This is a genomic window from Thiobacillus sp., from assembly GCF_030696885.1.
Classification (GTDB): domain Bacteria; phylum Pseudomonadota; class Gammaproteobacteria; order Burkholderiales; family Thiobacillaceae; genus Thiobacillus.
The window spans coordinates 39,813-63,675 of the sequence record NZ_JAUYRI010000007.1; the positions used below are offsets into that span (position 1 = coordinate 39,813).

The window sequence follows — 23,863 nt, forward strand, 5'->3', positions numbered from 1 at the left end:
CTTAAGACGGAGACAGTCATGCCCACCCCCCTCAACATCATCCTCATCGACGACCACCCGCTGTTGCGCATGGGAGTGGCGGGATACATTCAGCAGGAACCCGACCTCACGCTGACCGCGCAGCTTGCCAATGCCGCCGAACTGCGCGCCTGGATCGCGGCCGGCAACCGCGCCGACGCCGCGCTGCTCGACCGCTCGCTGCCCGATGCCGACGGACTCGATCTCGTCTCCGACCTGCGCGACATCGGCATCAAGGTCATCATGCTCACCATCGCCGATTCCGATGAGGAAATTTCCGAGGCGATCTCGTCGGGCGTCGACGGCTACGTCATCAAGTCGAGCGACCCTGACCAGGTACTGTCGGCCATCCGCAGCGTGTGCGACGGCCAGAGCAGCTTCCCGCTCAACATCATGCAGAAGATGGCGCGCGGCGAACTCAACAACAGCGCCCTGTCGACGCTGACCGCCCGCGAAATGGAAATCGTCAACCATGTGAAGGAAGGCCTTTCCAACAAGGCCATCGCCTACAAGATGACGCTGTCGGAAAACACCGTGCGCAACCACCTGCGCAACATCATGGAAAAGCTGGGCCTGCGCAACCGCGTCCAGGTCGCCACACTGGCGCTGAAGGAAGACCACAAGCGGCACTGAGCCTTGCGTGCGCCATTAAAAAAGCGCGGCTGGATGCCGCGCTTTTTTTGCGCCGTCCTAATCGTCCCGACTTATTCCACTGTGACCGACTTCGCGAGGTTGCGCGGCTTGTCGACGTCAGTGCCCTTTTGCAGGGCCGCGTGATACGACAGCATCTGCAGTGGGATGGTGTGCAGGATCGGCGACAGCGCGCCGTTGCTGCCGCCGGGCAGCTTGATCACGTGCACGAAGGCCGATTCCTCGATATGCACATCGCCGTCGGCAAACACGTACAGCTCGCCGCCGCGGGCGCGCACTTCCTGCAGGTTCGACTTCAGTTTCTCGATCAGCTGATCATTCGGCGCGATCGTGATGACCGGCATGTCCTCGTCCACCAGTGCCAGCGGCCCATGCTTGAGTTCGCCCGCCGGGTAGGCTTCGGCATGGATGTAGGAAATCTCCTTCAGCTTCAGCGCGCCTTCGAGTGCGATCGGGTAATGTACGCCGCGCCCGAGGAACAGCGCGTGGTGCTTGTTGGCGAAGCGCTGCGACCAGGCTTCGACCTGCGGCTCCAGCGCCAGCACCTGCTGCGCCTTGTTGGGCAGGCTGCGCAGTTCGGCCAGGTAGCGGGCTTCCTGTTCCGCACTGAGCCGCCCGCGCAGCTTGGCCAGCACCAACGTCAGCAGAAACAGGCCGGCGAGCTGGGTGGTGAAGGCCTTGGTCGAGGCGACGCCGATTTCCGGCCCAGCGCGGGTCAGGAATTTCAGGCGCGAGGCGCGAGTGAGCGCCGACTCCGGCACGTTGCAGATGGTCAGCGTCTTGTCCTGGCCCAGCGCCTTGGCGTGGTTCAGGGCCGCCAGCGTGTCGGCGGTCTCGCCCGACTGCGAGATGGTGACGATGAGCGCATCGGGGTTGGGCACCGAGGTGCGATAGCGGTATTCGCTGGCGATTTCGGCCCGCGCCGGAATGCCGGCGATGGCTTCCAGCCAGTATGTGGCGACTTTCGCCGCATGGTAGCTGGTGCCGCAGGCGAGGAAGGTCACTGCTTTGACTTGGCTCAATACCTCGGCCGCATCGAAGCCGAACCATTCCGGCTGCACATGATCCTGCGCCACTGCAATCAGCAGCGTGTCGGTCAGCGCGCGCGGCTGCTCGTGGATTTCCTTCTGCATGAAGTGGCGGTAATTGCCGAGCTCGGCCATGTCGGCCGACAGCTCGGAAATGTGCACGCTGCGGTCGACCGGCGTGCCGGCGGCGTCAACCACCTTCACCGTCATCAGGCCGATGTCGGCGACGTCGCCTTCTTCCAGATACATCACGCGCTGGGTCACCGGCAGCAGCGCCGAGACGTCCGAGGCGATGAAGTTTTCCTCGATGCCGAGCCCGATCAGCAGCGGACTGCCCTTACGCGCGCAGACCAGCCGACGGGGTGAGTCTTCACTTACCACGCCGATGGCATAGGCGCCTTCCAGCTCGGCCACCGCCGCGCGGGTGGCCGCAAGCAGGTCCGGAGTCTGGCGGCCATGCAGGTCGATCAGGTGTGCGATGACTTCGGTATCGGTTTCCGAGGTGAACACATAGCCTGCCGCCTTGAGCCGGGTACGCAGCGCTTCGTGGTTCTCGATGATGCCGTTGTGCACCACCGCAAGACGGCCGCTCACGTGCGGGTGCGCATTGGCCTCCGACGGCGCGCCATGGGTGGCCCAGCGGGTGTGGGCAATGCCGAGGTGGCCGCTAACCTGCTGCGCCGCGCATTGCTCCGTCAGCGAGGCGACGCGGCCGACGCTGCGCACCCGGTTCAGGCCGCCGTTGATGATGACCAGTCCGGCCGAATCGTAGCCGCGATACTCGAGCCGCCGCAGCCCCTCGAGCAGGATGGGAACGACGTTACGTTGCGCAACCGCGCCGACAATGCCACACATGCCTAGCCTTCCTTTTTCTGTTTGACCGGTCGATTCCAGCCAGCGATGGTGAGCTGCTTCGCGCGCGATAGAGTGAGTTCACCCGCGGGCGCATCCTTCGTCAGCGTGGTGCCGGCGCCCAGCGTCGCGCCACGGCCTACAGTGACCGGTGCCACCAGTTGGGTGTCGGAGCCGACGAAGACCTCGTCCTCGATCACGGTGCGGTGCTTGTTGGCGCCGTCGTAATTGCAGGTGATGGTGCCGGCGCCGATGTTGACCTTCTTGCCCATGGTGGTGTCGCCGACATAGGACAGGTGGTTGATCTTAGAGCCGTCGTCGATCTGGCTGTTCTTGATCTCGACGAAGTTGCCAACGTGCACATCGCGCGCCAGCGTGGTGCCAGGCCGGATGCGCGAAAACGGGCCGAGCCGGTTGGCTTCGCCGATGGCGGCGTCGTCGATCAGGGTAAAGGCATCGATCCGCGTACCCGCCGCCACGGTCACGTTGCGCAGCACGCAGTTAGCGCCCACTTGCACGTTGTCGTCCAGCTGCACATGGCCTTCGAACACGCAGTTGACGTCGATGACGACATCGCGACCGCAGACCAGGGTGCCGCGCACGTCGAGCCGCGCCGGGTCCATCAGCGTCACGCCGGCCTCCAGCAAGGCCTGTGCGATTTCGTTCTGATGGATGCGCTCAAGCTGGGCCAGCTGCGCCTTGCTGTTGACCCCCAGCACTTCCCATTCGTAGCCCGGGTGATGGGTCTCGACGTCGACCCTGTCGCGCACGGCCATTGCGATGATGTCGGTCAGATAGTACTCACCCTGTGCGTTGTCGTTCTTCAGGTCGGCGATCCAGCGCTTCAGCTGGCGCGTCGCCACCGCGAGGATGCCGGTGTTGACTTCCTGGATCGCGCGCTCGGCCGGCGTCGCGTCCTTGTGCTCGACGATGCGGGTAACGCGACCGCTCTCGCGCACGATGCGGCCGTACCCATCCGGCTGCGTCAGGTTCACGGTCAGCAAGCCCAGCTTGCCGGATTGCGCCGCCACCACCAGCGGCTGCAGAGTCGAGACATGCGTCAGCGGCACGTCGCCGTACAGCACCAGCGTCACGCCGTTTTCCGCCAGCTGCGGCAGCGCCTGCTTTACCGCATGGCCGGTGCCGTGCTGTTCGGCCTGAAGCACATATGTCAGCGTATCGTCAGCCAGCGCCTGCGGCACCGCCTCGCCGCCAAAGCCGTACACCACGCAGGTCCGCGCCGCGCCGAGCGCATGCGCGGTATCGACCACATGCCCGAGCAGCGGCTTGCCCGCCAGCCGGTGCAACACCTTGGGCAGGTCGGAGCGCATGCGGGTGCCTTTTCCCGCCGCTAGTATCAGGATCTCAAGCATGGAATGCATTCGTATCGGTCTGGGTATGAAGTCGTATCAACAAACGGAACAGCAAAACGCGCGCCAAGTATAAAGCCTGTGCCCGTCCGCCCCAATGACAATGGCGCTGCCCGTGCGGGCAAGCCAAAAAAAACGGGGACCGAAGTCCCCGTTCTGGTCGTGCCGGGCCAAATTACTTCTGGATCAGCTCGACGCGGCGGTTTTTGAAGCGGCCTTCATCCGTCGCATTGTCGGCGACCGGCTGCGATTCGCCATATCCGACTGCGGTCAGGCGATCGGCTTCGATGCCTTTCTTGATCAGGTGGTTGCGAACCGCATCGGCACGCCGCTGCGACAGGGCCATGTTGTATTCGTCGCTGCCGCGGCTGTCAGTATGACCGGCCACTTCGATGTTCACCTTGCCCCATTGCTCCAGGGTGGCGACATCCTTGTCGATGATGGCCTGGTCTTCCGGACGGATCGTGGACTCATCGAAATCGAAGTTCACGCCTTCCAGCACCAGTTTCCTCGGCGCGGGAGCGGGTTCCGGCGCGACAGCAACCGGGGCCGGAGCGGGCGGTGCAACATAGGCCGGCGCGGGTGCAGGTGCGGGCGCGGGCGCTTCTGCAACCGGAGCGGGTGCCGCAGGCGCAGGACACGGAGTATCCAGGATCTGGCGACCAGGACAGCCAATGGTGCGATTGATTTCATAATCCGTAGTATTGCCGTCCGAACTTGCCGCATTGGACGGGTCGTAAAAGACGCCTTCGGCGGCGTGCGCAGTGGCCATGCCGGCCGACATCAGAAGCGCCGCGAGGGTGCTCATAAGAAAAGGTGTTGTACGCATGATTGAGGTCCTGTAATTGTTGATTCGAGCAAAATTTGTGGGGCATCCGGGAATATAGTCGTTATTGTCCCAAGGGTATGCCAGCCCGATAGCGCATTATATGTGAGTATGTTCGCGCGCTCCGTGCGCTGGCGAACATAAGGCGCATTGTTTTCCAAAAAGTTCGGACACTGGCCCCTTTCCTGCGCGCGCTTTCGCCAATAGACTATACGCGGGTCAGGCAAGGTGGATTATTCGTTGGACGGCCCTGCCCGATGCGGCCTTGGTAGGAATGAACAATTTCAATCGGGCCCCGGCTACCGTACAAACGCCTTATGAAAACTCGGACAATCACGGCGGTCATCGCCGACGATGACAGCGTCACGCGGCATGTGCTGCGCACCTTGCTGCGTCAGCACACCATCGAAGTCATCGGCGAGGCAGGCAACGGCAAGGAGGCCTTGCTAAAGTGCGCTGCGGTCGCGCCCGACCTGCTGTTCCTCGACATCAACATGCAGGAGATGGGCGGCTTCGAGGCGCTGGAAGCCCTCAAGCACAGCATGCCCGGTCTGGCCGTCATCATGATCAGCTCGGACTCCACCGTCGAAAACGTGAAAAAGGCGCACGCCCAGGGCGCCCATGCCTTTGTCGTCAAACCGTTTTGTCCCGCAAGCGTGATCGAGGCGGTCACCCGCTGCACCCAGCGGCGCGTCTGAGCGCGCGACGCATGCCTGCCGACGCGACTAGTAAACCGGTTCGCCGTCCGCTGCTGGCAGCATGCCCGATTGCCTGAGCTGAATCAGACGATCGATATGGTGAAGCACCGCCTGCACCGCATCGGGGAGATCAGGGACGTTTTCACGCAGGCATAAAGTCTCGAGCGCCTTGGCCGCCGCCTGCACCGCCACGGTTCCGCAGTAGCTGGATGCGCCGGACAGGCTGTGCGCCGCGCGGTGCAAACCCGCCGTATCCCCGGTCTGCAGCGCACCGCTGAGGCTGTTTGCATATTCCGGCAACAGGCCGTACAGCAGGTCGAGCGCTTCGCGCCAGGTCACCGGGTCGCCACACGCGCACTCGACACCCAGGCGTGGGTCGAGGATGGGCAGGGTCAGACGCGCTGTGCGGTCGTCAACGGAGTTCATGGTGATTTCCAGTTACGGGCCCGGTGCCCGTTCAATGAGCCCGAAGCCGGCACGGCGAACCTGGCCAGAAACCCAGGTCGTTTGGTTTCATTCCATGCCCTTTCTGGTCAATGCCTAAGCTCAGACGAATTAACGGCCTTCATCGGATGAAATTGATAGGCCCGGCGGCAGACCTGGGCCCGTAAAAAAAAAAGCAACCCGAAGGTTGCTTTTTTCAGCGCCGCTGCGACCTGCTGATCAAGTCAGCTTGCGCAGCTTCTTGATGGCGGCCAACTGGGCAACCGCCTGTGCCAGTTCGATCTGCGCCTGCGCGTAGTCGATGGTGGCGGCCTTGTCCTTCATCGCTTCCTCGGCGGCGCGCATGGCTTCGAGGGCCTTGGCTTCGTCTAGGTCGGCACCGCGGATCGCGGAGTCGGACAGGATGGTGACGACGTGCGGCTGCACTTCGAGAATGCCGCCGGAGACGTAGACCAGCTCTTCTTCGACCTGATTCGGCACCTTGATGCGCACCGAACCGGGCTTCAGCGTGGTCAACAGCGGCGTGTGACGCGGATAGATGCCGAGCTCGCCGCGCTGGCCGGGGGCGATCACCACTTCGGCAATGCCGGAGTAGAGTGATTTTTCAGCGCTGACGATGTCGACGTGTAGGGTCATGGCCATTTTGTAACCTCGTATGTAGGTTCTAGGAACTAGGATTTAGGGGCTAGGGAGGGAAAGGCGCGCGAACGCACCGTCTCCCCTAGTTCCTGGCTCCTGGATCCTGATCCCTATTACTGTATCGTCTTCGCTTTTTCGACCGCTTCTTCGATCGTGCCGACCATGTAGAAGGCCTGTTCCGGCAGGTGATCGTATTCGCCTTCGACAATCGCCTTGAAGCCGGCGATGGTTTCCTTCAGCGTGACGTACTTGCCGGGCGCGCCGGTGAAGACTTCGGCGACGAAGAACGGCTGCGACAGGAAGCGCTGGATTTTACGTGCGCGGGACACGGCCAGCTTGTCTTCCGGCGACAGTTCGTCCATGCCCAGAATCGCGATGATGTCGCGCAGTTCCTTGTACTTCTGCAGCGTGCCCTGGACTGCGCGGGCGACGCCGTAGTGTTCTTCGCCGACGACCTGCGGATCGAGAATCCGCGAGGTCGAGTCGAGCGGATCCACCGCGGGGTAAATACCCAGCTCGGCGACCTGACGCGACAGCACCAGCGTGGCGTCCAGGTGGGCGAATGTGGTCGCGGGCGACGGGTCGGTCAGGTCGTCCGCGGGCACGTAGACGGCCTGGAACGAGGTGATCGAGCCGGTACGGGTCGAAGTGATGCGCTCCTGCAGACGGCCCATTTCGTCGGCCAGCGTCGGCTGGTAGCCCACCGCGGACGGCATCCGGCCCAGCAGCGCGGACACTTCGGTACCGGCGAGCGTGTAGCGGTAGATGTTGTCGACGAACAGCAGCACGTCGCGGCCTTCGTCACGGAAGTATTCGGCCATGGTCAGACCGGTCAGCGCGACCCGCAGACGGTTGCCGGGCGGCTCGTTCATCTGACCGTAGACCAGTGCGACCTTGTCCAGCACGCCGCCTTCTTTCATCTCGTGATAGAAGTCGTTGCCTTCGCGGGTCCGTTCACCGACGCCGGCGAACACCGAGAAGCCGGAGTGGGCCACGGCGATGTTGCGGATCAGTTCCATCAGCGTCACGGTCTTGCCCACGCCGGCGCCGCCGAACAGGCCGACCTTGCCGCCCTTGGCGATCGGCATGATCAGGTCGATGACCTTGATGCCGGTTTCGAGAATTTCGACCGTCGCGGCCTGGTCAGCATACGCCGGCGGCTTGCGGTGAATCGGCATGTGGGTGTCGGCGTTGACCGGACCGGCTTCGTCGATCGGCGTGCCCAGCACGTTCATGATGCGACCGAGCGTTGCCTGACCGACCGGCACCATGATCGGGTTGCCGGTGGACAGCACTTCCATGCCGCGGCGCAGGCCGTCGGTCGAGCCCATCGCAATCGCGCGAACGATGCCATCGCCCAGCTGCTGCTGCACTTCCATCGTCAGTTCCGGCGTCTGCATTTTCAGCGCTTCGAAGACCTTCGGCATGGCATCACGCGAGAATTCCACGTCCACCACGGCACCGATGATCTGAACAATTTTTCCGTTGCTCATGTTGCCACCTTAAAGTAAGTTAAATCTTGGCCTAATCAATTAAATTCTGTTGCGCCTTAAACCGCGGCTGCACCGGCAACAATCTCGGACAGTTCCTTCGTGATCGCGGCCTGACGGGTCTTGTTGTACACCAGCTTCAGTTCGCCGATCACGTCCTTGGCGTTGTCGGAGGCGGCCTTCATCGCCACCATCCGCGCAGACTGCTCGCACGCAATGTTCTCGGCCACGGCCTGATACACCAGCGACTCAATGTAGCGCATCAGCATGCCGTCGACGACCGGCTTCGCATCAGGTTCGTAGATGTAGTCCCAGTGCGTTTTCAGGCTGGCTTCCTCGGGGCTTTCCAGTTGCGCCAGCGGCAACAGCTGGGTCAGCGTCGGCTCCTGCTTCATCGTGTTGATGAAGCGGTTGTAGACGATGTACAGCGCATCGATGCGGCCTTCCATGTACGCGTCCAGCATGATCTTGACCGGGCCGATCAGCTTTTCCATGTGCGGCGCGTCGCCAATCGCGGTCAGCTGAGACACGACGTTGGCACCGAGGCGCTGCATGAAGCCCAGGCCCTTGTTGCCGATCGCGGTGACGTCGATGCCGACGCCGGCGGCTTCCCACTGCTTCATCTGGGTCACCACCAGGCGGAAGGCGTTGGTGTTGAGACCACCGCACAGGCCCTTGTCCGAGGTGACGATGATGAGGCCGACGCGCTTGACGTTCTCGCGCGCGATCACGAACGGATGCTTGTATTCCGTGTGCGCATACGCCATGTGGGTCGCCACGTTGGCGATCTTCTCGGCGTAGGGGCGCGCGGCCTTCATGCGTTCCTGGGCCTTGCGCATCTTGGACGCCGCGACCATTTCCATCGCCTTGGTGATCTTGCGCGTGTTTTCCACGCTCTTGATCTTGGTCCGAATCTCTTTTCCGGCTGCCATACTTGCTCCTTTAAACCAGCGGCTGCTAAATCAGCGCGGTCTATTAATAGACGCCGGTTTTCTTGAACTCGTCCACCGCGGCGGTGAGCGCCTTTTCAGTGGCCTCATCCAGATTGCCGCTGGTCTCGATGGTGTCCATCAGGTTGCCGAACTTGGACTTGATGAAGGCCAACAGCGCAGATTCGAACGGCAGAATCTTGTTCACCTCGACGTCGTCCATGTAGCCCTTGTTGACGGCGAACAGGGACAGCGCCATCTGCGAAACCGACATCGGCGAGTACTGCGCCTGCTTCATCAGTTCGGTGACGCGACGGCCGCGCTCGAGCTGCTTGCGGGTGGCTTCGTCGAGGTCGGACGCAAACTGGGCGAAGGCCGCGAGTTCGCGGTACTGCGCCAGCGCCAGACGGATACCGCCGCCGAGCTTCTTGATGACCTTGGTCTGCGCGGCGCCGCCGACGCGGGACACCGACAGACCGGCGTTGATCGCGGGACGGATACCAGCGTTGAACAAATCGGTCTCGAGGAAGATCTGGCCGTCGGTAATCGAAATCACGTTGGTCGGCACGAAGGCGGACACGTCGCCGGCCTGCGTTTCGATGATCGGCAGCGCGGTCAGCGAACCGGTCTTGCCCTTGACGGCACCGTTGGTGATCTTTTCCACATAGTCGGCGTTAACGCGCGCGGCACGCTCCAAGAGACGCGAGTGCAGGTAGAACACGTCGCCAGGGTAGGCTTCGCGACCCGGCGGACGGCGCAGCAGCAGCGACACCTGACGGTAGGCCCAGGCCTGCTTGGTGAGGTCGTCGTACACGATCAGCGCATCTTCACCCAGGTCGCGGAAGTATTCGCCCATGGTGCAGCCGGAGTACGGTGCGATGTACTGCATGGCGGCAGCGTCGGACGCGGTCGCGGCGACGACGATGGTGTGATCCATCGCGCCGTGCTCTTCGAGCTTGCGCACCACGTTGGCCACCGAAGAGGCCTTCTGGCCGATGGCGACATAAATACACTTAACGCCGGTGCCCTTCTGGTTGATGATGGCGTCGATCGCGACCGCGGTCTTGCCGGTCTGGCGGTCGCCGATGATCAGTTCGCGCTGGCCGCGGCCGACCGGCACCATGGCGTCGATCGACTTCAAGCCGGTCTGCACCGGCTGGTCGACCGATTTACGTTCGATCACGCCCGGTGCGATGCGCTCGATCGGCATGGTCCTGTCGGCGGCGATGGGGCCCTTGCCGTCGATCGGCTGGCCCAGCGAGTTCACCACGCGGCCCAAGAGGCCACGGCCGACCGGCACTTCCAGAATGCGGCCGGTGCACTTGGCAACGTCGCCTTCGGTGATGTGTTCGTAATCACCCAGGATCACCGCGCCGACCGAGTCGCGCTCGAGGTTCAGCGCCACGCCGAAGGTGTTGCCCGGCATTTCGATCATCTCGCCCGACATCACGTCGGACAGGCCATGAATGCGGACGATGCCGTCGGTGACGGAAACGATCGTGCCCTGGGTGCGCAGTTCGCTCGATGCACCGAGGTTCTCGATCTTGGCTTTAATCAGTTCGCTGATTTCGCTTGGATTCAATTGCATTTTGTTCTCCGAACCGTGAGGTTCCGATAAATATCAGTTGGATGAGCCTGGGCTGCGCCTTAAGCCTGGAGGGCGAAGGACATGCGCTGCAAGCGCCCTTTCACCGAGCCGTCTATGACCTGATCGCCAATCGCGATCACCGCGCCGCCGATCAGTTCTGCATCGACCGCCACCTGCACGTTCACCGCGCGGTTGAACTTGGTCTTCAGCCCGGCCACCAGATCGTCGATCTGCGCCTGCGTCAGTTCCTGCGCGCTGGTGATCGTCGCCTCGAGCGTGCCTTCGGCGTTGGCCTTCAGCGTCTCGAACTGCAGGCTGATTTCCGGCAGCAGCACCAGACGATCGTTCTCGGCCAGCACCTTGACGAAGTTGGCGCCGCGTTCGCCGAGGTCGCCACCGGCCACCTCGATGATCAGGCCGGCCACACGTTCCGCCGACACCGCAGGATCCGCGATCAGACGCGCCACCTGCGCATCCGAGACGATCATCGCCAGCGACTCCACGCGTGACGACCAGCCCGTCAGGTCGTTTTCGCCCTGCGCCATGCGGAACACCGCTTCGGCGTAGGGACGTGCCAGGGTAGACAGTTCGCTCATGGCTTACAGCTCGGCTTTCAGCTGGCCCAGCAGGTCAGCGTGGGTTTGCGCGTTGACTTCGCGGCGCAGGATCTTCTCTGCGCCGGCCACGGCCAGCCCGGCCACCTGTTCGCGCAGGCTTTCGCGCGCACGGTTGGCTTCCTGCTCGATATTGGCCTGGGCAGCTGCCAGCTGGCGATCGCCTTCTTCCTTGGCGGCCATTTTGGCTTCTTCGACGATTTGCGCCGCGCGCTTCTCGGCCTGGGCGATCACTTCGGCCGCCTGGGCCTTGGCATCGCGCAGGTTGTCAGCCGCTTTCTTGGCGGCCAGCTCCAGCTCGTGCTTGCCGCGATCACCGGCGGCGAGGCCGTCGGCGATCTGCTTCTTGCGCGTCTCGAGCGCGTTCATGATCGGCGGCCACACGAACTTCATGCAGAACCACACGAAGAAGACGAACGTGATGGACTGGCCGATCAAAGTTGCGTTGAAATTCATTTCCGCACCTTTTATAGACGGGGGTTAAAAACGGGGATTGGCGACAAGTTCTGCAGCAATCCGCGAATTAACCGGCAACGGCGAACAGAACGTACATGGCCAGACCGACGGCGATCATCGGCACGGCGTCGACCAGACCCATCACGATGAAGAACTGGGTGCGCAGCATCGGGATCAGTTCGGGCTGACGGGCGGCGCCTTCGAGAAAGCGGCCACCGAGGATGCCGATACCAATAGCTGCACCCAGTGCGCCCAGACCCATCATCAGGGCACCAGCGATAAACAGCACGGCTTGAGTCATTTCCATTTGTTGCTCCTAAAAGTAAAAATCAAAGTTAAAAACAAAGTGAATCAAAAACGAAATCAGTGGTGCTCGGCATGCGCCATGTCCAGGTACACAATGGTCAGCGTCATGAAGATAAAGGCCTGCAGCGTGATGATGAGGATATGGAACACCGCCCACGCCCACTGCAGCACACCGCCGAATGCGGCCAGAATCCAGCCACCGCCGAACATCAGCGCGATCAAGATGAAGATCATTTCGCCGGCATACATGTTGCCGAACAGACGCAGTGCCAGCGAAATCGGCTTGGCAATCAGGCTGACGCCTTCAAGCAACAGGTTGATGGGCATGAACACCAGGTATTTCAGAATCGGGTTTTTGGCCTGGAACGGCTGGAAGGCCAGTTCGGCGAAGAAGCCGCCCGAGCCCTTCATCTTGACGCTGTAGTACAGCACCAGCGCAAACACCGACAGCGCAAGACCAAAGGTGACGTTGGGGTCGGTCGTCGGCACGATCTTGAAGTAGGGCACGCCGGCGAGCGACGCGGCATAGGGCAGCCAGTCCACCGGAATCAGGTCCATGGCGTTCATCAGGAAGACCCAGATGAAGATGGTCAGCGCCAGCGGTCCGACCATCGCATTCCGGTGCGAGAAGGAGCCGCGCACGGAGGTGTCGATGAACTCGATGATCCATTCGACGAAGTTCTGCAGGCCGCCCGGCACGCCGGTGGTGGCCTTTTTGGCCGCCATGCGGAAGAAGAACAGGAACAGGACGCCGAGGCCGATCGAGAACAGCATGCTGTCGACGTTGATCGACCAGAAGCCCATGGCCTGGACTTCTTCGGTGCCGTGGGCAAAGGTCCAGGTCGGCGCGTTGAGCACCGTGCCGTCATAGCGCACGGTCCCTTCGGGCAACTGGCCGTAGGTCAGGTTCTGCAGGTGGTGCTTGATGTACTCGCCGGAGGAAGCGTATTCCGAAGCCATAGTGATCAAATTCTAATAAGTGGGTTTTGGATGGACGCGCAACGCGCTCCCATTCAAAACCAACCTTGGCAAACCCTGCCGACTGCACAGGGTATTTACTTGGTATGTCGGCCGGTTGTCGCGGCCGCCAGCCAGGCCAACTGCGCTAGCACCAGGCCCAGCAGCAGCGGAAGCGGCGCCAGGTTCAGCACGCCGAGTCCCGTGACCAGCAGACTCACCAGCAGCACCAGTCGCTCGATGCCGGCCCGGATGAACTGCTTGAACAAGCGATGCTGGTCCCATTCAGGATGCCGGATCGACTGCCGCTCGCGCCACACCAGCACGGCGCTGACTGCCAACGCCACCAGCACGCCGTACAGCACCGCCACCGCCGCGCCCGTCCCGGCAAACGCCCACCCGATCAATGCGGCGATCGGCGCCAGGCCTGCTTGCGCCAGCGCCACCCGCTGGGTGCCCGAAATGCCGATGCGGCGGTCGCCGGTAAACATTAGCCGGCGATGATACTAGAATCAGGGCCTTCTATGCAATCATCAGACTGCTTGATGGCGAATTTCACTATGTAGTGATGTTGTATCGCCCCAATCGCCGCCCGGCTGAATCCCCTCCCTTACAGCTGGATGCCCAGCCGTTGCAGCAAACCCTGCAGCTCTTCCGAACTCGCAAATTGCAGGGTCAGCTTGCCGCCGCCCTTGCTGCCGGTTTGCACGTGCGCCGTCATGCCGAGCGCATCCGACAACGCCTCCTCCAGCCGCAGGATGTCGCGCGACACCGCCTGTTTGGCCGGGGTTGCGGTGGCGGGATCTTTCAGCCGCGCCACCCGGCGCTCGACTTCGCGCACCGACAGCCCGCGAGTCTCGATCTCATGCGCCAGCTCGCGCTGGGCGCCGGCATGCAGGGGCAATAACGCACGCGCGTGGCCCATTTCGATCAGGCCTGCGGTCAGCATGTCCTGCACCGGCCGCGACAAGTTCAACAGGCGCAGCAGGTTGGACACCGCCGCGCGCGACTTGCCGACCGCCTGCGCGACCGCATCGTGGGTCATGCCGAATTCCTGGATCAGGCGCTGCAGGCCATGCGCCTCGTCGATCGCGTTGAGGTCTTCGCGCTGGATGTTCTCGATCAGCGCCATCGCGGCCACCGCGTCGTCGGCCACTTCGCGCAGAAGCACCGGGATTTCGGTGAGCCCCGCCAGCTGCGCCGCGCGCCAACGCCGCTCGCCGGCGATAATTTCGTAGCCGCCGGCGACCTCGCGCACCAGGATCGGTTGCATCAGCCCCTGCGCGCGAATCGAGTCGGCCAGCTCCTGCAGCGATTCGCTGTCCATCTGGGTGCGCGGCTGGTATTTGCCGGGCGCCAGCTGCGTCACCTTCATCATGCGCAGGTCGCCCTGCGGCGGCGCGGCGTTGTCCTCGCCGCCCAGCAGCGCGTCGAGTCCGCGTCCCAATCCCTTAAGCTTGGCCATCTGTGTTCTCCCCGGCCGCATGGCCTGAATGCATGTCCTTCTGACTGCGTTTGAGCATTTCCTCGGCCAGTTCCATATACGCCTTGGCACCGCGGCACTGGCGGTCGTAGGCCAGCACCGGCAAGCCGTGGCTGGGCGCTTCGGCCAGCCGCACGTTGCGCGGAATCACGGTGTCGTAGACCTTGTCGCCGAAATGCCGCTTGATCTGCTCCGACACCTGCTGCGCCAGCGTGCTGCGCGGGTCGAACATCACGCGCAACAGACCTTCGATCTGGATGGCGGGATTGAGCCGCTGCTTCACTTTCTTGATGGTGGCGACTAGATCGGTCAGCCCCTCCAGTGCGTAGTACTCGCACTGCATCGGAATCAGCACCGACCCCGCCGCCGCGAACGCGTTGACGGTCAGCAGGTTCAGCGTCGGCGGGCAGTCCATCAGGATGAAGTCGTAGTCGGCGGCCACCTGCGCCAGCGCCACCTTCAGCCGCAGGTCGCGCTGCTCCAGATTGACCAGATCGATTTCCGCGCCCGCGAGTTCGCGATTGGCCGGGATGACGTCGAAATGGCCCGGGCCGGAGCGCATCCGCGCATCGCGCAGCGTCACCTGGTTTAACAGAATCTGGTACACGGTCGGCAGCGCGGTGCGCTTTTCGATGCCCGCGCCCATGGTCGCGTTGCCCTGCGGATCGAGGTCGGCCAGCAATACGCGCTGCCCCAGTTCGGCCAGGCTCGCGGCCAGGTTCACCGCCGTCGTCGTCTTGCCGACGCCGCCCTTCTGGTTGGCGATCGCCACTATTTTTGTCATCAAGCAGACTCCAGAACGATTAAATGGCGGCTCGCGTCCAGCCCCGGTACGACCAATGCGTGGTCAGCGCTCACTTTCACGCCAGCCGGCAGCTGGGCAATCTCTTCATTCGGATACAGGCCCTTCATCGCCAGCCAGCGACCGCCCGGCTTCAGCAGATGGCGGGTCAGCGTGACGAATTCCTTGAGGTCGGAAAACGCTCGCGAGGTGATCACATCGAAGCCGGTTTCCGGCTGGAAATCCTCGACCCGACCGGTGACGACATTAAGGTTGGCCAGGCCCAGTTCGGCCTTGGCCTGCAGCAGAAAAGCGGTCTTCTTGGCGATGCTGTCGATCAGCGTCACCTGCAGTTCCGGTCGCGCGATCGCCAGCGGAATCCCCGGCAGGCCGCCGCCGCTGCCGACGTCGAGCACACGAATCAAGTCAGGACAGCCGCCCTGGAAATACGGCACCGCCGCCAGCGAATCGAGCAGGTGATGGCTCACCATGCGCTCGGCGTCGCGTACCGCGGTCAGGTTGTACACGCGGTTCCATTTGTCGAGCAGCGCCAGATAGGCCAGCAGTTTCGCCTCGGCGCCCTGGGGCAATGCGAGCCCCAAGGCGGCGACACCCGCCGCAAGCGGTTGCTCGACGTTCATGCGCTTTTCTTTTCCTGGTCGGGTCTGAACCCGCGCTTGGCATACACCATCAACACCGAAATCGCTGCCGGGGTGATGCCTTGCAAGCGCGCCGCCTGGCCCAGCGTTTCCGGACGGGCCTTCTGCAGGCGCTGGCGCACTTCCATCGACAGCCCGGTCAGTAGGCTGTAGTCGAGGTCGGCCGGCAGGCGCAGGCTTTCCTGTTCGCGCTGGCGATCGACTTCGTCGTTCTGGCGGTCGATGTAGCCTTGGTATTTGGCGGCGATTTCGACCTGCTCGGCAACGCGTGGATCGGCCTCTCCTGCTCCGCCGCCGGGCAAGCTCAGCACCTGGGCATAGCTCAGGTTGGGCCGGCGTAGCAGTTCGAACAGGTTGTATTCGTGATCGATCGGTTGGCCGATCAGGCGGGTCGCTTCGTCGGCCGGCAGGATGGCCGGGTTAACCCAGGTCGCCTTGAGCCGTTCGGTTTCGCGCGCGACCGCGTCGCGCTTGCGATTGAAGGCATCCCAACGCGCGTCGTCGACCACGCCGAGGTCGCGCCCGGCTGCGGTCAGCCGCATGTCGGCGTTGTCCTCGCGCAGTTGCAGGCGGTATTCGGCGCGGCTGGTGAACATGCGGTAGGGCTCGGAGACGCCGCGTGTGATGAGGTCATCGACCAGCACGCCCAGATAGGCTTCGTGCCGGCCCGGGCTCCAGGCGTCTTTGCCCTGCACCTGCAAACCCGCATTGATGCCGGCCAACAGGCCCTGCGCGGCGGCCTCTTCGTAACCGGTGGTGCCGTTGATCTGGCCAGCGAAAAAGAGGCCGGCAATCGACTTGGTTTCGAGCGAGGCCTTGAGATTGCGCGGGTCGTAGTAGTCGTATTCGATCGCGTAGCCGGGGCGCAGGATGTGCGCGTGTTCCAGGCCGGGGATCGAGCGCACGATGGCCAGTTGCACGTCGAACGGCAGCGAGGTAGAGATGCCGTTGGGGTAAATCTCGTGGGTGGTCAGCCCCTCGGGTTCGAGGAAGATCTGGTGGCTGGCCTTGTCGGCAAAGCGGGTGATCTTGTCTTCGATCGACGGGCAGTAGCGCGGCCCCACCCCTTCGATCACGCCGGTGTACATCGGCGAGCGGTCGAGGCCGCCGCGGATGATTTCGTGCGTTTCCGCCGTGGTGTGGGTGATCCAGCACGGGCGTTGCGCGGGGTGCATCGCGGCATTGCCCATGAACGAGAACACCGGCGCCGGATCGTCGCCGGGTTGGATTTGAGTCTGGCTGAAATCGATGCTGCGGCCGTCGATGCGCGGCGGCGTGCCGGTTTTGAGCCGGCCCACTGGCAGGTTCAGTTCGCGCAGCCGCGCGGCGAGCGAGACTGCGGGCGGGTCACCCATGCGCCCGGCCTCGAAGTTTTCCAGCCCGACGTGTACCAGGCCGGCAAGGAAAGTGCCGGCGGTCAGCACCACCGCGCGGCCACCGAACACGATGCCGAGCTGGGTCTTCACGCCGACGACGCGGTCGCCTTCGAGCAGCAGGTCGTCGACCGCCTGCTGGAAGATCGTGAGATTCGGCTGGTTTTCCAGGCGCTGGCGGATCGCAGCTTTGTACAGCACTCGGTCGGCCTGCGCGCGGGTGGCGCGCACCGCCGGGCCCTTGGAGGAATTGAGCGTACGAAACTGGATCCCCGCCTCGTCGGTGGCGATGGCCATCGCGCCGCCGAGCGCGTCGACTTCCTTGACCAGATGCCCCTTGCCGATACCGCCGATCGACGGATTGCACGACATCGCGCCCAGCGTCTCGATGTTGTGCGTCAGCAAGAGCGTCTTTACGCCCATGCGCGCGGCCGCCAGCGCAGCCTCGGTGCCGGCATGGCCGCCGCCGATGACGATGACGTCGAAGGATTCTGGAAAAGTCATGGAGGAACGCATGGTGGCCGCCATTCTACCTGCTGACGGCATCCGTTTCACGTGAAACGTCGTCGCGTGGAACTTGGTCACGCGAACACTGCCCCGCTCTCAAGCCGCTGCGGCCTTGGCTTCCAGCGTCTCCCAGCGCGCCAGCGCGTCCAGCAGTTCGGACTCGATGGCGTCGCTGCGGGCCTGCAGTGCGGCGGCTTCCTGCGAACCGGCCTGGTAGAGCGCAGGATCGGCCAACCGTTCGGCGATCTGCGCCTGCTCGGCTTCCAGCGCTCCAAGCTGCGCCGGCAGGGTTTCGAGCTCGCGGGCTTCCTTGTAGCTGAGCTTGCTTCTCGGCGCCGCCTTCGCCGATTGTGGCGCCGCGGCTTTGGCTGCTGCCTGCGCGCTCTCCACCTGGGCGCGCTGCTGCCGTTGCCGCCAAGCCAGCCAGTCGGCATAGCCGCCGACGATCTCGGTCAGCTTGCCGTCGCCTTCGAACACGATGGACTGGGTGACGACGTTGTCCAGAAAGGTGCGGTCGTGCGAGACGATGAGCACGGTGCCGCTGTATTCCTGCAACAGCTGCTCCAGCAGTTCCAGCGTATCGATGTCGAGGTCGTTGGTCGGCTCGTCCAGCACCAGCAGGTTGGCCGGGCGCGCAAACAGCCGCGCCAGCAGCAGCCGGTTGCGCTCGCCGCCAGACAGCGCCGACACCTTGGCGCGCGCCCGCTCGGGGGGGAACAGGAAGTCTTCCAGATAGCTGATGACGTGTTTCCGCTGGCCGGCGATTTCGACAAAGTCGGAACCGGGGGAAATCGTGTCGATCAGCGTCGCCTCGTCGTTCAGCTGGTTGCGGAACTGGTCGAAGTAGGCGACCTCCAGCTTGGTGCCCTGCTTGATCTTGCCGGACTGCGGTTGCAGGTCGCCCAGGATCAGCCTGATCAGCGTGGTCTTGCCGGCGCCGTTGGGACCCAGCAGGCCCAGCTTGTCGCCGCGCAGGATGGTGGACGAAAAGTCGCGGATGAGAACATGGTCGTCGTAGCCGTAGGTGACGTGCTCGAGCTCGGCCACCACCTTGCCGGAGCGGTCGCCCGCGTCGAGCTGGAAACCGACCTGCCCGGTCTGGTTGATGCGCGCCTCGCGCGTAAGACGCAGCGCTTCGAGCCGGCGCACCCGGCCTTCATCGCGGCAGCGCCGCGCCTGCACGCCCTTGCGAATCCAGATTTCCTCCTGCTTCCAGAACTTGTCGAACTTGCGGTTATGGACCGCCTCGATTTCGAGCTGTTCGGCCTTTTTGGCCTGATATGCAGTGAAATTGCCCTGATATTCGCGCAACTGGCCGCGATCGAGCTCAACTATGCGGTTGGCGACGTTGTCCAGGAAGCGCCGGTCGTGGGTGATGAACAACAGCGCGCCCTTGAAATCGTTGAGCAGGCCTTCCAGCCACTCGATCGCCGCGAAGTCGAGGTGGTTGGTAGGTTCGTCGAGCAACAGCAACTCGGGATCGGTGACCAGCGCGCGTGCCAGCGCGACGCGCTTCTTGAGCCCGCCGGACAGGGTGTCGACCGCGCGGTCGGCGTCCAGGCTCAGGCGCTGCAAGGCCTCCTCCACCCGGCTGTTGAGCCGCCAGGCATCGGCCACTTCCAGTTCATGCGACAGCCGCTCGAAATCGGCGTACACGGTCTCGTCGCCTTCCGCCATCGCATGCGCCACCGCATGGTATTGGGCCAGCAGCGTCTGCGCCGTGCCGACGCCCTCGGCCACCGCCTCGAACACCGTATGTCCGGGCTCGAATTGCGGCTCCTGCGGCACATAGGCCAGCTTCAGCGCCGGCTTGCGCCACATTTCGCCTGCATCCGGCGGGTTGATGCCGGCGATGGTCTTCAAGAGGCTCGACTTGCCGGTGCCGTTGCGCCCGATCAGGCCGATGCGCTCGCCCGGTTCGATCACCAGCGAGGCACCGTCGAGCAACGGCCAGTGGCCGTAGGCCAGTTCGAGTCGGTCAAAGGTCAGCAGCGGCATGGGTCATCAGTTCAAAAACACAGGGGCGAAATTATCCGTGATTCAGCGCCGCGTGGACGGCCCGCGCAATATTTAATGCGCCCGGGGTGTCGCTGTGCAGGCAGATCGTGTCGGCGCGGATGCGCACCGCGCCCCCGCCCAGCGTGGCCACCGCCCTGCCCGCGGCCAGCACGCGGGCCTGCTCGGCGGCGTCCGCCGGGTCGACAATCAGCGCGCCCGCGGTTTCACGTGAAACAAGCCGGCCGCTGGGCAAGTAGCGGCGGTCGGCAAACGCCTCGTTCAGCACCGGCAGTCCGGCCGCCTGCCCCGCCACAATCAGCTGCGAGCCGGCCAGCCCGACCAGCGCCAGCGCCGGATCCACTGCCGCCACTGCGCGCGCGATCGCCCGCGCCACGCCCGCATCGCGCGCCGCCACGTTGTAGAGCGCGCCGTGCGGCTTGACATGCGCCAGCCGCAGATCCAGGCGCGCCGCCTGTTCGGCCAGCGCTACGATCTGCTGCGTCACCCAGGCGGCAATCTCATCGGCCGACGCCGCCAGCGCCCGACGCCCGAACTGGCGGCGATCCGGGTAGCTCGGGTGCGCGCCGGCCACCACGCCATGGTCGGCGGCCAAGCGCAGCGCCGTCGCCATGCTGGCGGCGTCGCCGACATGCCCCCCGCAGGCGATCGACACCCGCGTCAGATACGGCATCAAACCGGCGTCGTCGCAGCCCTCGCCGATGTCGGCATTCAGTTCCATCACGCGATGTCCTCGATGTCCCATTGCCCGGCGGCCAGCGCACGGGCGGCCTCCAGTTCGATCGTCCCGAAGCGCACCGTGTTGCCCGGCCGCAGCTGGGCCAGCATCGGCAGATCCGCGCTGATGACGCCGGCAATCACCGGGTAACCGCCGGTCACCGGGCCGTCCCAGCCCAGAATGATCGGCTGGCCGTCGGGCGGCACCTGCACCGCACCGGGCAGCACGCCCTGGGAGGCCAGCTCGATCGGCTCATGCGTTGCTGCCGGACCCTTCAATCGCACGCCGCGCCGGTCCGACGCCGGATCGACCCGATAGGGGCTGTTGAAAAACGCCGCCAGCCCGGCATCATCAAAGCAAGCGGCCTGCGGCCCTGCAACCACCCGCAGGGTACCATTGCGCGGCGCGACCGGAGGATGCGCACGCAGCAGTCGGATCTCGCCGGCGGCCGGCATCCACGGCAGTGCATCCCCCGCCTGCAGCGCGCGACCCAGATGACCGCCAAAACCTGCCGGCAGCAGCGTGCTGCGGCTGTCCATCACCGGCGTCACTGCCACCCCGCCGCGCAGCGCCAGCCAGCAGCGGCAACCCGCCTGGGCCGGCCCCAGGCTCAGGGTCTCGCCCGCAGCCAGCACCAGGGTTTCGTTCCAGGCCACTGTCACGCCACTGCTGCGCGCGGCGGCAAAGCGCGCGCCGGTCAGCGCCACCACGCCGCCCGCGGGAAACCGCAGCAGGGGGCCTGACAGGGTGATTTCCAGGCCTGCCGCTGCCGCGTCATTGCCGACCAGACGGTTGGCTGCCGCCAGCGCCGCCGGGTCGGCCGCGCCGCCCGCGGGCACGCCCAATGCGCCCCAGCCGGGCCGACCCGGGTCCATCACCAGGTCGCACAGGCCGGCGCGCACAACCTCGATCATGCGGGTACGAAACGCACACGGTCGCCCGGCATCAGCAGGGCGGGCGCGGGCCGCGCGGGATCGAACAGGGTGGTGACGGCGGCGCGGCCGATCAGATGCCAGCCGCCCGGACCGTCGGCGGGATAGATCCCGCAGTAGGCGCCGCCGATCGCCACGCTGCCCGTTGCCACCCGCACGCGCGGCGTGGCGCGCCGCGGCGCGCACAAGGCCTCGGGCAGGCCGCGCAGATAGGGGAAACCCGGCTGGAAGCCCAGAAAGGTGACGGTGTAGTCCGTCGCCGCATGACGTTCGATGCAGTCCGCCACACTGATGCCGGCCCGCCGCGCCAGGCCCGGCAGGTCGGGCCCGGCCGCGCCGCCGTATTCGACCGCGATTTCGTGCAGCCGGCCGGTCTGCGTCGCCGCGTCCGCCAGTGGCGCCGCCAGCGCGGCCCGTAGTGCCGCCGACACCGGCGCACCGCGATGCAATATCAGTAAAATGCTGTCATCGGACGGAATCAAGTCTTCAATTTCCGGCAAGTTCTGCGAAACAAGCGATAGATAACGTGTCAGCGTGGTGCCGCCCGTCGCCACCCGCAAGCCGCGCTCGCTGATCCAGCGCCAGCCGGTGTCGGAGTTCGATTGACCCATAGCCTGCTTTCCCATAGGGTTAAGTCCCTTTTCGGAGTTTCGCATGATGCGGCGTTTCGTCTGTGTTGTCCTGCTGGCGACAAGTGTAATGGCAAGCCCGGCACAGGCAGCCATGAGCGCGGTCAATCCGGCCCTGCTGCAAAACCTCGACACCCGCCCCAAAAAAGTCGTGCTGTTGCCGCCGCAGATGTTCGTGTTCGAACTGTCCGCCGGCGGCGTGCCCACCCGCATGGCCGACTGGGAAGCCGAGGCCCGCGACAACATCCGCGCCACCGCCGTCCGGCTGGCACGCGACGACGGCCTGTTCGAGCTGATTCCGGCGCCGGCACTGGCCGCCGCCGAGCTCGACCACCTCGACGCCCACATCGGCCTGTATGACCGCGTCGCGCAGTCGGTGTTCGTCTATGGCCGCGGCGAACAGGCCGCCTGGGCGCACAAGAAGCACGAATTCGACTATACCGTCGGTCCAGGTCTCGCCTTCCTGCGCGAGCAGACCGGCGCCGATGCCGCGCTGATCGTGCTGGGATCCGATTTCATCTCCTCCGGCGGCCGCCGCGCGGCCTTCATCGCCGGTCTCGCGCTCGGCATCGTGATGCCGCTGGGCCAGGCCTTCATCACGGCCGGTGTGGTGGACCTGAAAACCGGCGACGTGCAGTGGATGAGCTTCGATTCCAGCAGCAGCAAGGATACGCGCAAGCCGGCCGACGTCGACGCGCTGATGCGCGACCTCTACCAGACCTGGCCCGGGCCGCGATGAGGCGCGGGCTGAGCCTGGCGCTGGCGTGCGCCCTGGCCCTGCCAGCCCAGGCCGACACGGTGCTGCCCTGGGCCGATGCTGCCGAAACCCGCGAACTGGCATCCGACGAGAAAGGCCTGTGGCAGGAGGCGGACGAATTCGACCGCGCACTGGTACGGGCCGGCCGCGTCAACACCGATCCCGCGCTGACCGCGTATCTGCAGGGGATCATGGATCGGCTCTATCCCGAATTCAAGGATCGCCTGCGGGTGCGCCTGCTGAACGCCCAGCAGATCAACGCCTTTGCACTGCCCAATGGCAGCATCTACGTCAACGCCGGCCTGATTGCCCGCTTCGAGAACGAGGCCCAGCTCGCCACGGTGCTGGCGCACGAAGGTGCCCATTTCACTCACCGCCACTCGCTGCAGCAGGTCGAGCGCTTGCGCAACGCCGCCGCCTTCGCGCTGGTGGTGGCCATGCTGGGGGTGCCGCTGGTCGGTGACCTCGTCGCGCTGTCGTCGATGTTCGGCTATTCGCGTGAGCATGAGCGCGAGGCCGACGTCATCGGCTACCAGCGTCTGGTCGCTGCCGGCTACGCCGCGCGCGAGACGATCCGCACCTTCGAGCACCTGCAGGCCGAGATCAAGGCGGCCGACATCAACGAGCCCTACTTCTTTGCCAGCCATCCCCGACTGCAAGAGCGCATCGACAGCTTCAATACGCTGATCCGCGACAGTGACAACGGCGAAACCGCACGTGAACGCTTCACCGAAACCACCGCGGGGCTGCGCCTGGCCTCGTTGGCGGGCGACCTGGCCGCTTACCGCTACAAGCAGATTATCCTGATGCTGAGCAACCCCGCCACCCGCCGCGAATATCCGCCCGAAGCCTCGTATTTCCTCGGCGAAGCCTACCGGCTGCGCAACGAGGCCGGCGACGAAGCTGCCGCCGAGCGCGAATTCAAGCTCGCGATCGAGACCGCCCCGCATTACGCGCCACCGCACCGGGCGCTCGGCCTGCTCCATTTCAAGCGCGGCGACAGCGGTGAGGCCGCCACGCGCCTGCGTCATTACCTCACGCTCGACCCCGGCGCTGCCGACCGTACCTACGTCGAGTACTACATCACGCTCATGGACAGCCCGGCGCCCGCGGGCAATAATTTGCCCAAAGCCGAATAAACC

The 23,863-nt window shown here is 64.4% G+C and carries 25 protein-coding genes; 4 read left to right on the top strand and 21 right to left on the bottom strand.

The features are described 5' to 3' along the window. The first annotated feature begins 18 nt into the window (after positions 1–18). Entirely contained in the window at positions 19–651 is a 633-nt protein-coding gene (locus tag Q8R61_RS02805; RefSeq protein ID WP_305533987.1) for a response regulator transcription factor, read from the top strand. A 71-nt stretch (positions 652–722) separates the two neighbouring features. On the opposite strand, the gene glmS is transcribed toward Q8R61_RS02805, so the two are convergent. The 3 genes from glmS to Q8R61_RS02820 all read right to left on the bottom strand — a co-directional run bounded on the left by glmS (position 723) and on the right by Q8R61_RS02820 (position 4,727). Beyond that, positions 723–2,552, bottom strand: coding sequence for a glutamine--fructose-6-phosphate transaminase (isomerizing) (gene glmS / locus Q8R61_RS02810; RefSeq protein ID WP_305533988.1), 1,830 nt, complete (start codon positions 2,550–2,552; stop codon positions 723–725). A gap of 2 nt (positions 2,553–2,554) precedes the next feature. Further along, complete coding sequence (glmU, locus tag Q8R61_RS02815; protein ID WP_305533990.1) at positions 2,555–3,931, bottom strand: bifunctional UDP-N-acetylglucosamine diphosphorylase/glucosamine-1-phosphate N-acetyltransferase GlmU; 1,377 nt, start codon at positions 3,929–3,931, stop codon at positions 2,555–2,557. 163 nt (positions 3,932–4,094) lie between these two features. Further along, positions 4,095–4,727, bottom strand: coding sequence for an OmpA family protein (locus Q8R61_RS02820; protein ID WP_305533992.1), 633 nt, complete (start codon positions 4,725–4,727; stop codon positions 4,095–4,097). Positions 4,728–5,062: 335 nt separating this feature from the next. Here Q8R61_RS02820 and Q8R61_RS02825 point away from each other — a divergent pair, with 335 nt between their 5' ends. Continuing rightward, positions 5,063–5,443, top strand: coding sequence for a response regulator transcription factor (locus Q8R61_RS02825; RefSeq protein ID WP_305533994.1), 381 nt, complete (start codon positions 5,063–5,065; stop codon positions 5,441–5,443). Between the two features lie 27 nt (positions 5,444–5,470). Here the strand turns inward: Q8R61_RS02825 and Q8R61_RS02830 are convergent, their stop codons facing one another. From Q8R61_RS02830 to pxpB, 18 genes are all read right to left on the bottom strand, one after another. Beyond that, positions 5,471–5,869: an Hpt domain-containing protein gene (locus tag Q8R61_RS02830; RefSeq protein ID WP_305533996.1), complete on the bottom strand. Its 399-nt coding sequence runs from the start codon at positions 5,867–5,869 to the stop codon at positions 5,471–5,473. A gap of 237 nt (positions 5,870–6,106) precedes the next feature. Then, positions 6,107–6,529 carry a F0F1 ATP synthase subunit epsilon gene (locus Q8R61_RS02835; protein ID WP_305533998.1) on the bottom strand — a complete coding sequence of 141 codons (423 nt, stop codon included), beginning with the start codon at positions 6,527–6,529 and terminating at the stop codon, positions 6,107–6,109. Positions 6,530–6,639: 110 nt separating this feature from the next. Continuing rightward, positions 6,640–8,019, bottom strand: a complete 1,380-nt coding sequence (gene atpD / locus Q8R61_RS02840) for a F0F1 ATP synthase subunit beta (RefSeq protein WP_305534000.1) — start codon at positions 8,017–8,019, stop codon at positions 6,640–6,642. Positions 8,020–8,075: 56 nt separating this feature from the next. Then, positions 8,076–8,948 carry a F0F1 ATP synthase subunit gamma gene (gene atpG / locus Q8R61_RS02845; protein ID WP_305534001.1) on the bottom strand — a complete coding sequence of 291 codons (873 nt, stop codon included), beginning with the start codon at positions 8,946–8,948 and terminating at the stop codon, positions 8,076–8,078. A gap of 43 nt (positions 8,949–8,991) precedes the next feature. Then, entirely contained in the window at positions 8,992–10,533 is a 1,542-nt protein-coding gene (gene atpA, locus Q8R61_RS02850) for a F0F1 ATP synthase subunit alpha (protein ID WP_305534003.1), read from the bottom strand. 59 nt (positions 10,534–10,592) lie between these two features. Beyond that, complete coding sequence (locus tag Q8R61_RS02855; RefSeq protein WP_305534005.1) at positions 10,593–11,129, bottom strand: F0F1 ATP synthase subunit delta; 537 nt, start codon at positions 11,127–11,129, stop codon at positions 10,593–10,595. Between the two features lie 3 nt (positions 11,130–11,132). Further along, entirely contained in the window at positions 11,133–11,603 is a 471-nt protein-coding gene (locus tag Q8R61_RS02860; RefSeq protein ID WP_305534007.1) for a F0F1 ATP synthase subunit B, read from the bottom strand. A 67-nt stretch (positions 11,604–11,670) separates the two neighbouring features. After that, positions 11,671–11,910 (bottom strand): F0F1 ATP synthase subunit C, encoded by a 240-nt coding sequence (gene atpE, locus Q8R61_RS02865; protein WP_305534008.1) that lies wholly within the window; start codon positions 11,908–11,910, stop codon positions 11,671–11,673. A 56-nt stretch (positions 11,911–11,966) separates the two neighbouring features. Next, positions 11,967–12,869, bottom strand: a complete 903-nt coding sequence (gene atpB, locus Q8R61_RS02870) for a F0F1 ATP synthase subunit A (protein ID WP_305534010.1) — start codon at positions 12,867–12,869, stop codon at positions 11,967–11,969. 95 nt (positions 12,870–12,964) lie between these two features. Next, on the bottom strand, positions 12,965–13,357 hold the full coding sequence (locus Q8R61_RS02875; RefSeq protein ID WP_305534012.1) for an ATP synthase subunit I: 393 nt from the start codon (positions 13,355–13,357) through the stop codon (positions 12,965–12,967). A 119-nt stretch (positions 13,358–13,476) separates the two neighbouring features. After that, positions 13,477–14,331: a ParB/RepB/Spo0J family partition protein gene (locus Q8R61_RS02880; protein WP_305534014.1), complete on the bottom strand. Its 855-nt coding sequence runs from the start codon at positions 14,329–14,331 to the stop codon at positions 13,477–13,479. After that, positions 14,318–15,133 carry a ParA family protein gene (locus tag Q8R61_RS02885; protein WP_305534016.1) on the bottom strand — a complete coding sequence of 272 codons (816 nt, stop codon included), beginning with the start codon at positions 15,131–15,133 and terminating at the stop codon, positions 14,318–14,320. The genes Q8R61_RS02880 and Q8R61_RS02885 overlap by 14 nt, the downstream gene beginning before the upstream one ends. Beyond that, positions 15,133–15,771 (bottom strand): 16S rRNA (guanine(527)-N(7))-methyltransferase RsmG, encoded by a 639-nt coding sequence (gene rsmG / locus Q8R61_RS02890; RefSeq protein WP_305534018.1) that lies wholly within the window; start codon positions 15,769–15,771, stop codon positions 15,133–15,135. Before rsmG ends, Q8R61_RS02885 begins: the two co-directional genes overlap by 1 nt. Beyond that, a complete protein-coding gene (mnmG, locus tag Q8R61_RS02895) occupies positions 15,768–17,666 on the bottom strand; it encodes a tRNA uridine-5-carboxymethylaminomethyl(34) synthesis enzyme MnmG (RefSeq protein ID WP_305534181.1) in 1,899 nt (632 codons plus the stop codon). The genes rsmG and mnmG overlap by 4 nt, the downstream gene beginning before the upstream one ends. Before the next feature lie 99 nt (positions 17,667–17,765). Continuing rightward, the gene (locus tag Q8R61_RS02900; protein WP_305534020.1) at positions 17,766–19,667 is read right to left on the bottom strand and encodes an ATP-binding cassette domain-containing protein; all 1,902 of its coding nucleotides are present in this window, start codon (positions 19,665–19,667) and stop codon (positions 17,766–17,768) included. Positions 19,668–19,698: 31 nt separating this feature from the next. Next, a complete protein-coding gene (gene pxpA / locus Q8R61_RS02905) occupies positions 19,699–20,406 on the bottom strand; it encodes a 5-oxoprolinase subunit PxpA (RefSeq protein ID WP_305534022.1) in 708 nt (235 codons plus the stop codon). Continuing rightward, positions 20,406–21,317: a biotin-dependent carboxyltransferase family protein gene (locus Q8R61_RS02910; protein WP_305534024.1), complete on the bottom strand. Its 912-nt coding sequence runs from the start codon at positions 21,315–21,317 to the stop codon at positions 20,406–20,408. The genes pxpA and Q8R61_RS02910 overlap by 1 nt, the downstream gene beginning before the upstream one ends. Continuing rightward, entirely contained in the window at positions 21,314–21,946 is a 633-nt protein-coding gene (gene pxpB, locus Q8R61_RS02915) for a 5-oxoprolinase subunit PxpB (RefSeq protein ID WP_305534026.1), read from the bottom strand. Before pxpB ends, Q8R61_RS02910 begins: the two co-directional genes overlap by 4 nt. An 88-nt stretch (positions 21,947–22,034) precedes the next feature. Between pxpB and Q8R61_RS02920 the strand changes: the two genes are divergently transcribed. Both Q8R61_RS02920 and Q8R61_RS02925 read left to right on the top strand, forming a co-directional pair. After that, positions 22,035–22,703: a hypothetical protein gene (locus Q8R61_RS02920; protein ID WP_305534028.1), complete on the top strand. Its 669-nt coding sequence runs from the start codon at positions 22,035–22,037 to the stop codon at positions 22,701–22,703. Beyond that, a complete protein-coding gene (locus tag Q8R61_RS02925) occupies positions 22,700–23,860 on the top strand; it encodes a M48 family metalloprotease (RefSeq protein ID WP_305534030.1) in 1,161 nt (386 codons plus the stop codon). The genes Q8R61_RS02920 and Q8R61_RS02925 overlap by 4 nt, the downstream gene beginning before the upstream one ends. The last annotated feature ends 3 nt before the right edge of the window (positions 23,861–23,863 follow it).

Bases quoted from the DNA above. Each gene is read 5' to 3' on its own strand.
- Q8R61_RS02900 (WP_305534020.1), bottom strand. From the start codon at position 19,667: ATGCCGCTGCTGACCTTTGACCGACTCGAACTGGCCTACGGCCACTGG.
- Q8R61_RS02920 (WP_305534028.1), top strand. From the start codon at position 22,035: ATGGCAAGCCCGGCACAGGCAGCCATGAGCGCGGTCAATCCGGCCCTG.
- pxpA (WP_305534022.1), bottom strand. From the start codon at position 20,406: ATGGAACTGAATGCCGACATCGGCGAGGGCTGCGACGACGCCGGTTTG.
- atpB (WP_305534010.1), bottom strand. From the start codon at position 12,869: ATGGCTTCGGAATACGCTTCCTCCGGCGAGTACATCAAGCACCACCTG.
- atpD (WP_305534000.1), bottom strand. From the start codon at position 8,019: ATGAGCAACGGAAAAATTGTTCAGATCATCGGTGCCGTGGTGGACGTG.
- Q8R61_RS02805 (WP_305533987.1), top strand. From the start codon at position 19: ATGCCCACCCCCCTCAACATCATCCTCATCGACGACCACCCGCTGTTG.
- glmU (WP_305533990.1), bottom strand. From the start codon at position 3,931: ATGCATTCCATGCTTGAGATCCTGATACTAGCGGCGGGAAAAGGCACC.
- mnmG (WP_305534181.1), bottom strand. From the start codon at position 17,666: ATGACTTTTCCAGAATCCTTCGACGTCATCGTCATCGGCGGCGGCCAT.
- Q8R61_RS02855 (WP_305534005.1), bottom strand. From the start codon at position 11,129: ATGAGCGAACTGTCTACCCTGGCACGTCCCTACGCCGAAGCGGTGTTC.
- Q8R61_RS02860 (WP_305534007.1), bottom strand. From the start codon at position 11,603: ATGAATTTCAACGCAACTTTGATCGGCCAGTCCATCACGTTCGTCTTC.
- atpA (WP_305534003.1), bottom strand. From the start codon at position 10,533: ATGCAATTGAATCCAAGCGAAATCAGCGAACTGATTAAAGCCAAGATC.
- atpG (WP_305534001.1), bottom strand. From the start codon at position 8,948: ATGGCAGCCGGAAAAGAGATTCGGACCAAGATCAAGAGCGTGGAAAAC.
- Q8R61_RS02830 (WP_305533996.1), bottom strand. From the start codon at position 5,869: ATGAACTCCGTTGACGACCGCACAGCGCGTCTGACCCTGCCCATCCTC.
- Q8R61_RS02880 (WP_305534014.1), bottom strand. From the start codon at position 14,331: ATGGCCAAGCTTAAGGGATTGGGACGCGGACTCGACGCGCTGCTGGGC.
- Q8R61_RS02885 (WP_305534016.1), bottom strand. From the start codon at position 15,133: ATGACAAAAATAGTGGCGATCGCCAACCAGAAGGGCGGCGTCGGCAAG.
- Q8R61_RS02820 (WP_305533992.1), bottom strand. From the start codon at position 4,727: ATGAGCACCCTCGCGGCGCTTCTGATGTCGGCCGGCATGGCCACTGCG.
- Q8R61_RS02910 (WP_305534024.1), bottom strand. From the start codon at position 21,317: ATGATCGAGGTTGTGCGCGCCGGCCTGTGCGACCTGGTGATGGACCCG.
- pxpB (WP_305534026.1), bottom strand. From the start codon at position 21,946: ATGGGTCAATCGAACTCCGACACCGGCTGGCGCTGGATCAGCGAGCGC.
- glmS (WP_305533988.1), bottom strand. From the start codon at position 2,552: ATGTGTGGCATTGTCGGCGCGGTTGCGCAACGTAACGTCGTTCCCATC.
- atpE (WP_305534008.1), bottom strand. From the start codon at position 11,910: ATGGAAATGACTCAAGCCGTGCTGTTTATCGCTGGTGCCCTGATGATG.
- Q8R61_RS02925 (WP_305534030.1), top strand. From the start codon at position 22,700: ATGAGGCGCGGGCTGAGCCTGGCGCTGGCGTGCGCCCTGGCCCTGCCA.
- Q8R61_RS02835 (WP_305533998.1), bottom strand. From the start codon at position 6,529: ATGGCCATGACCCTACACGTCGACATCGTCAGCGCTGAAAAATCACTC.
- Q8R61_RS02875 (WP_305534012.1), bottom strand. From the start codon at position 13,357: ATGTTTACCGGCGACCGCCGCATCGGCATTTCGGGCACCCAGCGGGTG.
- rsmG (WP_305534018.1), bottom strand. From the start codon at position 15,771: ATGAACGTCGAGCAACCGCTTGCGGCGGGTGTCGCCGCCTTGGGGCTC.
- Q8R61_RS02825 (WP_305533994.1), top strand. From the start codon at position 5,063: ATGAAAACTCGGACAATCACGGCGGTCATCGCCGACGATGACAGCGTC.